Annotated in this window: 22 protein-coding genes; all 22 read left to right on the plus strand. The window is 42.7% G+C overall.

Going from position 1 to position 13570, the window contains the following annotated elements; genetic code table 11:
* Window positions 1–48 precede the first annotated feature (48 nt).
* On the plus strand, window positions 49–462 hold the full coding sequence (gene rpsL, locus O2Q26_RS17840) for a 30S ribosomal protein S12 (protein WP_253937192.1): 414 nt from the start codon (window positions 49–51) through the stop codon (window positions 460–462).
* Window positions 463–509: 47 nt separating this feature from the next.
* Entirely contained in the window at window positions 510–980 is a 471-nt protein-coding gene (gene rpsG, locus O2Q26_RS17845; RefSeq protein ID WP_253937191.1) for a 30S ribosomal protein S7, read from the plus strand.
* 42 nt (window positions 981–1022) lie between these two features.
* Window positions 1023–3101: an elongation factor G gene (gene fusA / locus O2Q26_RS17850; protein WP_289217169.1), complete on the plus strand. Its 2079-nt coding sequence runs from the start codon at window positions 1023–1025 to the stop codon at window positions 3099–3101.
* 126 nt (window positions 3102–3227) lie between these two features.
* Entirely contained in the window at window positions 3228–4418 is a 1191-nt protein-coding gene (gene tuf, locus O2Q26_RS17855; protein ID WP_289217170.1) for an elongation factor Tu, read from the plus strand.
* Between the two features lie 1132 nt (window positions 4419–5550).
* The gene (rpsJ, locus tag O2Q26_RS17860; protein WP_145997074.1) at window positions 5551–5859 is read left to right on the plus strand and encodes a 30S ribosomal protein S10; all 309 of its coding nucleotides are present in this window, start codon (window positions 5551–5553) and stop codon (window positions 5857–5859) included.
* A 34-nt stretch (window positions 5860–5893) separates the two neighbouring features.
* Entirely contained in the window at window positions 5894–6529 is a 636-nt protein-coding gene (rplC, locus tag O2Q26_RS17865) for a 50S ribosomal protein L3 (protein WP_289217171.1), read from the plus strand.
* A gap of 22 nt (window positions 6530–6551) precedes the next feature.
* Window positions 6552–7175 carry a 50S ribosomal protein L4 gene (gene rplD, locus O2Q26_RS17870; RefSeq protein WP_253937154.1) on the plus strand — a complete coding sequence of 208 codons (624 nt, stop codon included), beginning with the start codon at window positions 6552–6554 and terminating at the stop codon, window positions 7173–7175.
* Window positions 7175–7462: a 50S ribosomal protein L23 gene (gene rplW, locus O2Q26_RS17875; protein WP_253937153.1), complete on the plus strand. Its 288-nt coding sequence runs from the start codon at window positions 7175–7177 to the stop codon at window positions 7460–7462. Before rplD ends, rplW begins: the two co-directional genes overlap by 1 nt.
* A 34-nt stretch (window positions 7463–7496) precedes the next feature.
* A complete protein-coding gene (rplB, locus tag O2Q26_RS17880; RefSeq protein WP_289217172.1) occupies window positions 7497–8336 on the plus strand; it encodes a 50S ribosomal protein L2 in 840 nt (279 codons plus the stop codon).
* Between the two features lie 57 nt (window positions 8337–8393).
* Window positions 8394–8672, plus strand: coding sequence for a 30S ribosomal protein S19 (rpsS, locus tag O2Q26_RS17885; protein ID WP_101847028.1), 279 nt, complete (start codon window positions 8394–8396; stop codon window positions 8670–8672).
* A 20-nt stretch (window positions 8673–8692) separates the two neighbouring features.
* Window positions 8693–9034, plus strand: coding sequence for a 50S ribosomal protein L22 (gene rplV / locus O2Q26_RS17890; RefSeq protein ID WP_253937151.1), 342 nt, complete (start codon window positions 8693–8695; stop codon window positions 9032–9034).
* 3 nt (window positions 9035–9037) lie between these two features.
* Window positions 9038–9679 carry a 30S ribosomal protein S3 gene (rpsC, locus tag O2Q26_RS17895; protein WP_253937150.1) on the plus strand — a complete coding sequence of 214 codons (642 nt, stop codon included), beginning with the start codon at window positions 9038–9040 and terminating at the stop codon, window positions 9677–9679.
* Window positions 9680–9697: 18 nt separating this feature from the next.
* On the plus strand, window positions 9698–10132 hold the full coding sequence (rplP, locus tag O2Q26_RS17900; protein ID WP_101847022.1) for a 50S ribosomal protein L16: 435 nt from the start codon (window positions 9698–9700) through the stop codon (window positions 10130–10132).
* On the plus strand, window positions 10122–10322 hold the full coding sequence (gene rpmC / locus O2Q26_RS17905) for a 50S ribosomal protein L29 (protein ID WP_008636054.1): 201 nt from the start codon (window positions 10122–10124) through the stop codon (window positions 10320–10322). The genes rplP and rpmC overlap by 11 nt, the downstream gene beginning before the upstream one ends.
* Before the next feature lie 24 nt (window positions 10323–10346).
* Window positions 10347–10613 carry a 30S ribosomal protein S17 gene (gene rpsQ / locus O2Q26_RS17910; protein WP_253937149.1) on the plus strand — a complete coding sequence of 89 codons (267 nt, stop codon included), beginning with the start codon at window positions 10347–10349 and terminating at the stop codon, window positions 10611–10613.
* A 41-nt stretch (window positions 10614–10654) separates the two neighbouring features.
* Entirely contained in the window at window positions 10655–11023 is a 369-nt protein-coding gene (gene rplN / locus O2Q26_RS17915) for a 50S ribosomal protein L14 (RefSeq protein WP_253937148.1), read from the plus strand.
* A 44-nt stretch (window positions 11024–11067) separates the two neighbouring features.
* Window positions 11068–11379, plus strand: a complete 312-nt coding sequence (gene rplX / locus O2Q26_RS17920; protein ID WP_253937147.1) for a 50S ribosomal protein L24 — start codon at window positions 11068–11070, stop codon at window positions 11377–11379.
* Window positions 11380–11405: 26 nt separating this feature from the next.
* Window positions 11406–11945, plus strand: a complete 540-nt coding sequence (rplE, locus tag O2Q26_RS17925; protein ID WP_289217173.1) for a 50S ribosomal protein L5 — start codon at window positions 11406–11408, stop codon at window positions 11943–11945.
* Between the two features lie 26 nt (window positions 11946–11971).
* Entirely contained in the window at window positions 11972–12157 is a 186-nt protein-coding gene (locus O2Q26_RS17930) for a type Z 30S ribosomal protein S14 (RefSeq protein ID WP_253937145.1), read from the plus strand.
* 30 nt (window positions 12158–12187) lie between these two features.
* Window positions 12188–12586 carry a 30S ribosomal protein S8 gene (gene rpsH, locus O2Q26_RS17935; protein ID WP_253937144.1) on the plus strand — a complete coding sequence of 133 codons (399 nt, stop codon included), beginning with the start codon at window positions 12188–12190 and terminating at the stop codon, window positions 12584–12586.
* A gap of 31 nt (window positions 12587–12617) precedes the next feature.
* A complete protein-coding gene (rplF, locus tag O2Q26_RS17940) occupies window positions 12618–13154 on the plus strand; it encodes a 50S ribosomal protein L6 (RefSeq protein WP_289217174.1) in 537 nt (178 codons plus the stop codon).
* Between the two features lie 35 nt (window positions 13155–13189).
* On the plus strand, window positions 13190–13552 hold the full coding sequence (gene rplR, locus O2Q26_RS17945) for a 50S ribosomal protein L18 (protein WP_253937142.1): 363 nt from the start codon (window positions 13190–13192) through the stop codon (window positions 13550–13552).
* Window positions 13553–13570 lie beyond the last annotated feature (18 nt).

Genomic DNA, 13570 nt, shown 5'->3' on the forward strand with positions numbered 1-13570 from the left:
ACCACCTGGATGTGTGGTATTAAAAAAGTGGAAGGGAGGATAAATATTATGCCAACTATTAATCAATTAGTACGTAAAGGACGCGTAAGCAAAGGTAAGAAAACTGACTCTCCAGCTTTGAACAAAGGCTATAACAGCTATAAGAAGCGTATGACAGATCAGTCTTCTCCACAAAAACGTGGGGTTTGCACACGTGTAGGTACAATGACTCCGAAGAAACCGAACTCCGCACTACGTAAGTATGCTCGTGTTCGTTTGACTAACCAAATCGAAGTGAATGCCTACATTCCTGGAATCGGCCACAACTTGCAAGAGCACAGTGTTGTTCTTATCCGTGGCGGACGTGTTAAAGACTTACCTGGTGTGCGTTATCACATCGTTCGTGGTGCACTTGATACTGCAAGCGTGGATGGCCGTATGCAAGGTCGTTCTAAATACGGTACCAAGAAGCCTAAAAAATAATTAAACTTATTTATTCGTAAATAACAACAAGGAAGGGAGGGGAACATATGCCACGTAAAGGACCAGTAGCAAAACGTGATGTGTTACCAGATCCAATGTACAACTCTAAGCTTGTAACTCGCTTAATCAACCAAATCATGGTTGACGGACAGCGCGGTAAAGCTCAGAAAATTCTTTATAAAGCTTTTGAACTTGTTCAAGAACGTAGCGGAAATGAAGCTATGGAAGCTTTTGAACAAGCGATGAAGAACGTAGCGCCTGTACTAGAAGTACGCGCTCGTCGTGTGGGTGGTTCAAACTACCAAGTACCAGTTGAGGTACGCCCAGAACGTCGTCAAGCACTAGGACTGCGTTTCATTGTAAACTATGCGCGTCTACGCGGAGAAAAGACAATGGAAGAGCGCCTGGCTAATGAAATTCTAGATGCAGCAAACAACACAGGTGCAGCAGTTAAGCGCCGTGAAGATATGCACAAAATGGCGGAAGCTAACAAAGCATTCGCTCACTACCGTTGGTAATCATCAACGTAATAATCTTTCAACCAGGAAGGAGAAAAAATCATGCCTAGAGAGTTCTCCTTGGAAAGGACTCGTAATATCGGTGTCATGGCACACATTGACGCCGGTAAAACGACTGCCACCGAGCGTATTCTTTTCTACACAGGACGTATCCACAAAATTGGTGAAACACACGAAGGTGCTTCACAGATGGACTGGATGGAGCAGGAACAGGAGCGCGGAATCACAATCACTTCCGCTGCTACGACTGCTCAGTGGAGAGACCACCGTATTAACATCATTGATACTCCAGGACACGTAGACTTCACAGTAGAAGTTGAACGTTCCCTTCGTGTACTTGATGGTGCTGTAGCTGTACTGGATGCTCAGTCTGGTGTTGAACCACAAACTGAAACTGTATGGCGTCAAGCAACAACTTATGGCGTGCCACGTATTGTATTCATCAACAAAATGGATAAAATCGGCGCGGACTTCGTTTACTCCTTAGGTACTCTAAAAGACCGCCTTGGAGCAAATGCTGCGGCAGTTCAACTTCCAATCGGTGCAGAGGATGATTTCGAAGGAATCATCGATCTAGTAACTATGGAAGCATTCTATTACCTTGATGATCTAGGTACACGCGCAGAAGCTCGTCCAATTCCGGATGAGTACAAAGAACAAGCTGAAGAGTATCGTGGATTGCTTGTAGAAGCAGTTGCGGAACTTGATGAAGACTTGATGATGAAGTACCTAGAAGGTGAAGAAATCACTAATGAAGAGTTGAAAGTAGCCATTCGTACTGCCACTCTAACAGTAGATTTCTATCCTGTCTTCTGTGGTTCTGCTTTCAAAAACAAGGGTGTACAACTTTTGATTGATGGAGTTATTGATTATCTTCCATCTCCATTAGACGTACCTCCGATTGAAGGTCACGTACCACAAACAGAGGAACAAGTTGTTCGTAAGCCTGACGATAAAGAGCCGTTTTCTGCTTTAGCATTTAAAGTAGCAACCGACCCTTATGTTGGTAAACTTACATTCTTCCGTGTTTACTCTGGTACACTTAACTCTGGTTCATACGTGAAAAACGCTACTAAGGATAAGCGTGAGCGCGTAGGTCGTATCCTGCAAATGCACGCGAACTCCCGTGAAGAGATTTCCACTGTATATGCCGGAGATATCGCCGGTGCTGTTGGACTGAAAGACACTGGAACAGGTGATACTCTATGTGATGAGAAGAGTCTTGTTATTCTTGAGTCTATGGAATTCCCAGATCCAGTTATCTCTGTTGCGATCGAGCCTAAATCTAAAGCCGATCAAGACAAGATGTCTATCGCACTTGGTAAACTTGCTGAAGAGGATCCAACATTCCAGACTGAAACAAACGTAGAGACTGGTCAAACAATCATCGCTGGTATGGGTGAACTTCACCTTGACATCATCGTTGACCGTCTGCGCCGTGAGTTTAAAGTTGAAGCGAACATTGGTGCTCCGCAAGTTGCATACCGTGAAACTTTCCGCGGAAGTGCGGAAGTCGAAGGTAAATTCGTACGTCAGTCCGGTGGTCGTGGACAATTCGGTCACGTTTGGGTTAAATTCGAGCCAAACGATGAAGGTGCTGGATACGAATTCGTAAACAAAATCGTTGGTGGTGTAGTCCCTCGTGAATACATTCCATCTGTAGAAGCTGGTATTAGAGATTCTATGGAAAACGGAGTATTAGCAGGATACCCAATGGTAGACATTAAGGCTACTCTATACGATGGTTCTTACCACGATGTCGACTCCAACGAAATGGCCTTTAAAGTTGCAGCATCTATGGCACTTAAAGAAGCTAAAAACAAATGTAAACCAGTTCTTCTTGAACCAATGATGAAAGTAGAAGTCGTTATTCCTGAAGAATATATGGGTGATATCATGGGTGATGTAACTTCCCGTCGCGGACGTGTTGAAGGTATGGAAACTCGTGGTACAGCTCAGGTTGTTAAAGCATTTGTCCCACTATCTGAAATGTTCGGTTATGCCACTGCGCTTCGTTCAAACACTCAGGGACGTGGAACGTACACTATGCATTTCGATCACTATGAAGAAGTTCCGAAGAGCATCTCTGAGGAAATCATCAAGAAAAATGCTGGTGAGTAATTGATTTTTTTGCTAAGTTGAAGTATAACTTGTATTGTAAGCTTAGGAGTTTTTTGAAACTCCTTTGCTTCAAATAAATTATCAATTGAAAATAACTTTGTTTTTATTTAAAGGAGGAAATATAGAATGGGTAAAGAAAAATTCGACCGTTCCAAGTCCCACGTAAACATCGGGACTATTGGACACGTTGACCACGGTAAAACAACTCTAACTGCAGCTATCACGACTGTACTTCACAAAAGATCTGGTGAAGGTTCAGCAATGGCTTATGACATGATCGACGGTGCTCCTGAAGAGCGCGAGCGTGGAATCACTATCTCCACTGCACACGTTGAGTACGAAACTGAAAACCGTCACTATGCACACGTTGACTGCCCAGGTCACGCTGACTATGTTAAAAACATGATCACTGGTGCTGCACAAATGGACGGAGCTATCCTAGTTGTATCTGCAGCTGATGGCCCAATGCCACAAACTCGTGAGCACATCCTTCTTTCTCGTCAAGTTGGTGTACCTGCGATTGTTGTATTCCTTAACAAAGTTGACATGGTAGACGACGAAGAGCTACTTGAACTAGTTGAAATGGAAGTTCGCGACCTTCTTTCTGAGTATGACTTCGAAGGTGACGATGTACCAGTAGTAAGCGGTTCTGCTCTTAAAGCTCTTGAAGGTGAAGAAAAGTATGAGCAAGCGATCTATGACCTAATGGACGCTGTTGATGACTACATTCCAAACCCAGAGCGTGACGTTGACCAGCCATTCATGATGCCTGTTGAGGATGTATTCTCGATCACTGGTCGTGGTACAGTAGCAACTGGCCGTGTTGAGCGTGGTAAGATCAAAGTTGGAGACGAAATCGAAATCATCGGTCTTGCTCCAGAAGCTCGCAAAACTACAATCACTGGTGTTGAAATGTTCCGTAAGCTTCTTGACTATGCTGAAGCTGGCGACAACATTGGCGCACTTCTTCGTGGTGTTAACCGTGAAGATATCAACCGTGGACAAGTACTTGCTAAGCCTGGTACAATCACTCCACACACTAAGTTCCAAGCAGAAGTTTACGTTCTTTCAAAAGACGAAGGTGGACGTCACACTCCATTCTTCTCAAACTACCGTCCTCAGTTCTACTTCCGTACAACTGACGTAACTGGTGTTATTCAACTTCCAGAAGGCGTAGAGATGGTAATGCCTGGCGATAACGTAGAAATGACTGTAGAACTTATCTCTCCAATCGCGATCGAAGATGGAACTAAGTTCTCTATCCGTGAAGGTGGCCGTACAGTAGGCGCCGGCGTTGTAGCTAAAATTACTGAATAATAATAAGACATTTGTCTTTTAAGAAGCAGCAGCTCAATTGAGCTGCTGCTTTTTTATGTACTTTTTAACTGGTGCTGTTTTATATGTTACTGGTTTTAAAATCAGTTCCCTCTATTAATAATCTCAATTGCTAATCACTCAAATGTTCTCTTAAATGACATAGAGAGTAGTGTCAGGAAGGCAGATCATATGAATTGTGAGTACTTTATCAAAAGGCGTAGATAAGTTCCGTAATGATATTCATATAAGCTCCCTTTAGTGGAAGACTCAGATTCGAGATATCCGAGCTGTTTCCGTTATGAGTGACAGCGTTTAGAGCTCCGGGAAACCACTCGCTTTCCGTGGGAGCGCAGTGAGCCTCCTCGAGCTAAAGCTCTCCGGGGTCTCACCAAGCACTCTTTTCCCACAGGAGTCTCGCGATTTGCCGGAGCTCCTTACGATGATTAGTAGCTCGGAAACTCCTTTGATATAACATTATAATCTACGATCCGAGAACTGTCTCTCTCCTTAACTAATAAATCTAAACGCAAGAGGAAGCTCACTTCCCAACAACCCCTGACTCTCAATACGGTAACGATCCCAGACTTTCTTGAAACCGAGTCTTCCATTATCCTGACATATTGTTGAATAACTCACTTATCAATATCAACAACCACCTTTAGCATAGCCTATCCAAAATATATTCCACACGATTATGATTAGAACTTACTCAATTACATTTCATTCGCTAGGGCATTATTTGATTTAATACTTAAAATTTGTTAGCTTAAATAATGGTCAGAACGAAATATACAAAAAAGTAACGGTGAAAACAAAAACTTATAAGCAGTTATCTTTCAATAAAGAATTAAAAAGGCTTTTTAATTTAATGAAGACTACTAAAAAGTCTAATAACCTATTGAAATTCCTCATAAATCTTAGTATAATATCTTGAGGTGTTTATAAATGAAACTTTTATGAATAAACACTTGCATTGGCCGGACTTTTTCTTTATAATAAGGAATGTTGGTCATAAAAGGCGATGATGCGAAAGGTTGTTGACACACACGGCCCCTTTGCCATGGCTGGTGAGTCGAGGAATTTTCGCGGAGAATGTCTATTTTATAAAATGGGCGAAGAAGGAGGGAACATAATGGCAAAAGAAAAAATTCGTATTCGTTTAAAAGCGTATGATCATAGGGTTCTAGATCAGTCCGCTGAAAAGATCGTAGACACGGCGAAGCGCTCCGGAGCAAACGTATCTGGTCCGATCCCGCTTCCAACTGAAAAGTCTGTCTATACTGTACTTCGTGCAACTCATAAGTATAAAGATGCTCGTGAGCAGTTCGAAATGCGTACACACAAACGTCTAATCGACATTGTTAATCCAACGCCACAGACGGTCGACTCATTAATGAGACTTGATCTACCATCTGGTGTGGATATCGAAATTAAATTATAAAATAAAAATGAATGAATAATAGGAGGTGTAACGGATGACGAAAGGAATCTTAGGACGTAAAGTCGGTATGACTCAAATCTTCTCTGAAGATGGCGAGCTAATTCCAGTAACAGTTGTACAAGCTGAGCCAAACGTTGTTTTACAAAAGAAAACAGCTGAAAACGACGGCTATGAAGCTATTCAGCTAGGTTTTGCAGACCAAAAGTCTAACCGCTTGAAAAAAGCTGATGTAGGCCACGCTGAAAAAGCGAGTGCATCACCTAAGCGCTACATTCGTGAATTCCGTAATACTAACCTTGATGACTATGAATTAGGTCAAGAGGTTAAGGTGGATATTTTCGAAGCTGGAGACGTTATTGATGTAACAGGAACTTCTAAAGGGAAAGGTTTCTCAGGTGTAATTAAGCGCCATAACCAATCTCGCGGGCCAATGAGCCACGGTTCCCGTTTCCACCGTAGATCCGGTTCTATGGGACAGGGTGCTGACCCATCCAAAGTTTTCAAAGGTAAAGGCCTTGCAGGACAAATGGGTGGAGAAACAGTAACTCTACAAAACCTTGAAGTAGTAAGAGTTGACGCTGAGCGTAACTTGCTATTAATCAAAGGTAATGTACCTGGACCGAAGAAATCTTACGTTAAAGTAACGAGTGCAATAAAGGCTAGCAAATAATTTAAGGAAGGGAGGATATGTCATGCCTAAAGTAGCACTATTAAACCAAAGCGGCTCTAAAGTTGGAGATGTTGAACTGAATGACGCTGTTTTTGGTATCGAACCAAACACTCATGTTTTACATGAAGCAGTAGTGTCCCAGCGCGCAAATCTGCGTCAAGGTACACACAAAGTAAAAAACCGTGCGGAAGTACGCGGCGGCGGTCGTAAACCGTGGCGCCAAAAAGGTACAGGACGTGCGCGTCAAGGTACCATCCGTGCACCACAGTGGGTAGGCGGTGGGACTGTATTCGGTCCGACACCACGTAGCTACAGCTACAAGCTGCCTAGAAAAGTTCGTCGTCTAGCACTTCAATCAGCTTACTCTTCTAAAGTTCAAGAGAACAACGTTTTTGTACTTGAAAGTCTATCTTTCGATGCACCGAAAACTAAAGAAGTAGTAAACCTGCTTAAAGGACTAGAAGTGAACGAGAAAGCTCTTATTGTTACTGCAGACAAGAACGATAATGTAGTTCTTTCTTCTAACAATATCCCTACAGTGAAAGCAGTAACTGTAGACGAAGTAAGTGTGTTAGATATATTAACGCATGACAAGCTTATCCTAACGAAGGACGCAGCTGAAAAAGCAGGGGAGGTGCTCTCATAATGAAAGAACCACGCGATATTATCAAACGCCCTGTCATTACTGAACAATCTGCTGACCTTATGGGAGAAAAGAAATATACGTTTGAAGTGAGCACTAAAGCAAACAAAACCGAAATCAAAAGCGCAATTGAAGAGATTTTCGGAGTTAAAGTTGCTGGCGTGAACACAATGAACCTTAAAGGTAAATTCAAGCGTATGGGTCGTTACGGTGGATACCGTTCTGATCGTAAGAAAGCAGTTATTACGTTGACTGAAGACAGTGAAGAACTAGATTTCTTTGAAGCATAAATTATAAATCCAATAAGTGAAGGAGGGAAAAAAGATGGCGATTAAAAAGTTTCGACCAATTACAAATGGTCGTCGACACATGACAGTATCTGATTTCGCTGAGATCACTACTGACAAACCTGAACGCTCCCTATTGTCTCCACTACACAAACGCGGTGGACGTAACAACCAGGGTAAGCTGACAGTTCGTCATCAGGGCGGAGGTCACAAGCGTCATTACCGTATCATCGACTTCAAACGTGATAAAGATGGAATACCTGGACGCGTTGCTACGATCGAATACGATCCGAACCGCTCCGCTAACATTGCACTAATTAACTATGTTGATGGTGAAAAACGTTACATCCTTGCTCCAAAAGGGCTTAAAGTAGGTAACGAAATTATTTCAGGTCAAGGATCTGATATTAAAACAGGTAACTCTCTTCAATTGAAAGACATTCCTGTTGGTACAATCGTACACAACATCGAGCTTAAACCTGGCCGCGGTGGACAGTTAGTCCGTTCTGCTGGTGCTTCTGCTCAAATCCTTGGTCGTGAAGAAAAATATACCCTTGTACGCCTTGCTTCTGGTGAAGTTCGTTTAGTACTAAGCACTTGCCGTGCGACAATCGGTCAAGTTGGTAACTTAGAACACGAATTAATCAGCGTAGGTAAAGCTGGACGTTCTCGCTGGAAAGGCAAGCGCCCAACTGTACGTGGTTCCGTAATGAACCCTAGCGATCACCCACACGGTGGTGGTGAAGGACGTGCGCCAATCGGTAGACCTTCTCCAGTATCTCCATGGGGTAAACCAACTCTTGGGTACAAAACGCGTAAACGTAACAAACCGTCTGATAAATATATCGTTCGTAGAAGAGGTAAAGGTAAAAAATAACGGGATTGAACGACGGGCGATAAACCCCGTCTCTCAATCGCGAAGGGAGGTTTATGCATGGGCCGCAGCCTAAAAAAGGGACCTTTTGTAGATGACCATTTAATGAAAAAAGTTGAGAAGTTAAACGAAGACAGCAAAAACCAGGTAATTAAAACTTGGTCTCGCCGTTCAACAATCTTCCCTAACTTTGTAGGACACACAATTGCAGTTTATGACGGACGTAAACATGTACCTGTATATGTTACAGAAGACATGGTAGGTCATAAACTAGGTGAATTCGCGCCAACCCGTACGTTCAAGGGACACTCTGGCGATGACAAGAAAACAAAACGATAAGGTAGAGAGGAGGCACTCTAATGCAAGCTAAAGCAGTTGCTAAAACCGTTCGTATTGCTCCTCGTAAAGCTCGTTTAGTTATCGATTTAATTCGAGGAAAAAACGTAGGTGACGCGATCGCAACATTGCGCTTAACACAGCGCGGCGCTTCTCCAGTTATTGAGAAAGTGCTTAATTCTGCGATTGCTAATGCTGAACACAATTATGAAATGGATCCGGACAATCTATATGTTTCCGAAGCGTTTGTAAATGAAGGCGTAACTCTTAAAAGATTCCGCCCTCGCGCTATGGGACGTGCAAGCCAGATCAACAAACGCACCAGCCACATCACAGTGGTTGTATCAGAAAAGAAGGAGGGATAATCAGTGGGTCAAAAAATAAATCCGGTAGGTCTTCGTATTGGCGTCATCCGTGACTGGGAGTCTAAGTGGTACGCTGGTAAAGACTATGCTGACTTGTTGCATGAAGACATTAAAATTCGTGAATATACTGAAAAACGTCTAAAAGACGCAGCCGTATCTACGATCGAAATTGAACGCGCAGCTAACCGTGTAAATATTACAATTCACACTGGTAAACCAGGAATGGTTATCGGTAAAGGCGGTTCCGAAGTTGAAGCACTTCGTAAATCGTTGAATGAACTTACTGGTAAACGTGTTCACATCAACATCGTTGAGGTGAAGAAACCTGATCTTAGCGCTACGCTTGTAGCTGACAATATCGCACGTCAACTGGAAAACCGTGTATCTTTCCGTCGTGCTCAAAAACAAACGATCCAACGTGCTATGCGCGCAGGAGCTAAAGGTATTCGTACACAAGTATCTGGACGCCTAGGCGGTGCGGATATAGCTCGTGCAGAATATTACAGTGAAGGAACAGTACCACTTCACACACTTCGTGCAGATATCGATTACGGAACTGCAGAAGCTGACACAACTTACGGTAAACTTGGTGTTAAAGTGTGGATCTATCGTGGAGAAGTCCTTCCAACTAAATCTAACAAATAAGGAAGGGGGAACAGCATTATGTTAATGCCTAAACGTGTTAAATATCGTCGTCAACACCGTGCTAGTTTAAAAGGCCGTGCTAAAGGCGGAACATCCGTATCATTCGGTGAATACGGTTTACAAGCAATCGATCCTGCATGGATCACAGCTCGTCAAATCGAGGCAGCTCGTATTGCCATGACCCGTTACATGAAACGTGGCGGTAAAGTATGGATCAAAATCTTCCCAGACAAACCTTACACTGCTAAGCCCCTAGAAGTTCGAATGGGTTCAGGTAAAGGTGCTCCAGAAGGTTTCGTGGCTGTAGTAAAACCAGGAAAAATTTTGTTTGAGATTGCAGGTGTATCAGAAGAAGTTGCTCGCGAAGCGTTGCGTCTTGCTTCTCACAAGCTGCCGATCAGAACTAAATTTGTAAAACGTGAAGAAATTGGTGGTGAAATCAATGAAGGCTAATGAAATCCGTGAATTAACCACTGCCGAAATTGAACAAAAAGTTAAGTCTCTAAAAGAAGAACTTTTCAACCTACGTTTCCAGCTGGCAACAGGTCAACTTGAGAACACTGCGCGTATTCGCGAAGTTCGTAAGTCGATCGCTCGCATGAAAACTGTTGCTCGCGAACGCGAGCTAGGCGTAAATAACTAATAGTTGAGAGGAGGTCACCCTCACATGAGTGAAGAACGTAATAATCGTAAAGTTTATACTGGCCGTGTAGTATCTGATAAAATGGATAAAACAATCACTGTTTTAGTTGAAACTTATAAATTCCACAAACTTTATGGCAAGCGCGTAAAGTACTCTAAAAAATTCAAGACTCACGACGAAAACAACCAAGCCAAAAATGGTGATGTTGTACGTATTATGGAAACTCGTCCGCTATCAGCAACGAAGCGTTTCCGTCTTCTAGAAGTCGTAGAAGAGTCTGTTATTATCTAATATAGTTCGCTCGGAGAGATTCCGAAGGGAGGTTACAGTGTATGATTCAACAGGAGACTCGTTTGAAAGTAGCCGACAACTCTGGTGCACGTGAAATCCAAACCATCAAAGTTTTGGGTGGATCTGGTCGCAAGACTGCTAATATCGGTGATATCATCACCGCTACTGTGAAACAAGCAACACCAGGGGGCGTTGTTAAAAAAGGTGAAGTAGTAAAAGCCGTAATTGTACGTTCTAAGAGCGGCATGCGTCGTAAAGATGGTTCTTATATCCGTTTCGACGAAAACGCAGCCGTAATTGTCCGTGATGATAAAGGTCCACGTGGTACTCGTATCTTCGGACCAGTTGCTCGTGAACTTCGTGAAGCTAAATTCATGAAGATTGTATCACTAGCTCCAGAAGTATTATAAAAAATAATTGAAATGATAAGCCTTGTTAAGGAGGTGCGCGAAACATGCACGTGAAAAAAGGTGACAAAGTAATGGTTATTTCCGGCAAGGACAAAGGCAAGCAAGGTACGATCCTTGAAGCTTACCCTAAGAAGGACCGCGTCCTAGTCGAAGGAATTAACGAAATCAAGAAACACGCGAAGCCTTCACAAGATAACCCACAGGGTGGGATTCTTACTCAAGAAGCTCCAATTCACGTCTCAAACGTTATGCCTGTCGATCCTAAGTCTGGCGAACCAACTCGTGTTGGTTATAAAGTTGAAGACGGTAAGAAAGTTCGTATCGCGAAAAAATCTGGTGAAGCATTAGATAACTAATCCAGTGATGAAAGGAGGGCCACTTGATGAACGAACTTAAGAAAAGATATCAAGAAGAAATTGTGCCATCTATGATGAGCAAGTTTGAATACGATTCTGTAATGCAAGCACCTAAAGTTGAAAAGATTGTAATTAATATGGGTGTTGGTGATGCTGTACAAAATGCGAAAGCACTTGATTCAGCAGTTGAAGAACTATCAATGATCTCTGGTCAAAAACCTATGATCACTAAAGCTAAGAAATCAATCGCGGGATTCCGCCTGCGTGAAGGTATGCCAATCGGTGCGAAGGTAACACTTCGTGGAGAGCGTATGTACGAATTCTTCCAAAAACTGATTGCTGTGTCTTTACCACGTGTTCGTGACTTCCGTGGAATCTCAAAGAAAGCTTTTGACGGTCGTGGAAACTACACTCTAGGTGTAAAAGAACAGTTGATTTTCCCAGAAATTAATTATGACAAAGTAGATAAAGTACGTGGCATGGATATCGTTATTGTTACAACTGCTGACACTGACGAAGAATCACGTGAACTATTAGCTCAATTCGGTATGCCGTTTCAGAAGTAATGAGCTAACCATAAGGAGGGAAAATAGTGGCTAAAAAATCTATGGTTACTAAGCAACAGCGCAAACAAAAGTATGGAGTTCGCGAATATACTCGCTGTGAACGTTGCGGACGTCCTCACTCTGTACTACGCAAATTCAAACTTTGCCGTATTTGTTTCCGTGAACTTGCGCACAAAGGACAAATTCCTGGTGTTAAAAAAGCCAGCTGGTAAACCCGATATAGGGAAGGAGGTAAATTAGTTATGACTATGACAGATCCAATTGCAGATATGCTTACGCGTATTCGTAACGCGAATATGGTTCGTCACGAGAAGCTTGAACTTCCAGCTTCTACAGTGAAAAAAGAGATTGCTGACATTCTAAAGCGTGAAGGTTTCGTACGTGATTACGAGTTTGTAGAAGATAACAAACAAGGTGTTCTTCGCATTTTCCTGAAATACGGACAAAATGAAGAGCGTGTAATTACTGGCCTTAAGCGTATCAGTAAGCCAGGACTACGTGTTTATGCTAAAGCAGAAGAGATTCCAAAGGTTCTTAATGGCTTAGGCGTAGCCGTTGTTTCTACTTCAAAAGGTGTTTTAACAGATAAAGAAGCTCGTGAACAAGCCATCGGTGGCGAAGTACTTGCTTACGTTTGGTAATTGAAACAGAAAAGACAGGAGGTGCAAGTGAATGTCTCGCGTAGGATTAAAATCATTGGAAATTCCTGAAGGTGTTGAAATCATTCAGGATAACCATACAATTACAGTTAAAGGCCCAAAAGGTGAATTAACTCGTACGTTCCATGAGGATATGACAGTGAAGGTTGAAGATAACGTTCTTACCGTGGCTCGCCCAAGCGATCACAAAGAACATCGTGCTCTTCACGGTACTACTCGCAGCCTGATCGGTAATATGGTTGAGGGAGTATCCAAAGGATTCGAGAGAAACCTTGAAATTAACGGGGTTGGGTACCGTGCTCAGAAACAAGGAGAGAATGTAATCATCAACGCTGGTTACTCTCACCCTGTAGAAGTTGAAAAGCGCGAAGGTATCGAAATCGATGTCCCTTCAAACACAAAACTTACGGTTAAAGGAATCGACAAAGAGTTAGTCGGTGCTGTTGCAGCTAAAATCCGTGCTATCCGTCCTCCAGAGCCTTACAAAGGTAAAGGAATTCGTTTTGAAAACGAACATGTACGCAGAAAAGAAGGTAAGACAGCTAAATAAGGTTCTCAGGTAAGGAATAGAAAGGAGTGACCCAGATGATCACAAAGGCTGATAAGAATGTTGTTCGTAAAAAACGTCATGCGCGTGTTCGCTCAAGCGTAGTCGGAACAGCAGAACGCCCGCGTTTAAACGTTTATCGTTCTAACAAACACATCTATGCACAATTAATTAATGATGAATCACAACACACTGTGGCAAGTGCTTCTACTGTAGATAAAGATTTCGATCTTGATAATACAGGTAACGTTGAAGCAGCACAAAAAGTCGGTGAATTAGTCGCTAACCGTGCGAAAGAGAATGGCTATAAAGTAGTTGTGTTCGACCGTGGTGGTTACTTGTATCATGGACGTGTGAAAGCACTAGCAGATGCGGCTCGCGAAGCCGGTCTAGAATTTTAATCGTTAAAGGAGGGACAT

It is taken from the genome of Halobacillus campisalis, from assembly GCF_030345335.1.
Classification (GTDB): domain Bacteria; phylum Bacillota; class Bacilli; order Bacillales; family Halobacillaceae; genus Halobacillus_A; species Halobacillus_A campisalis.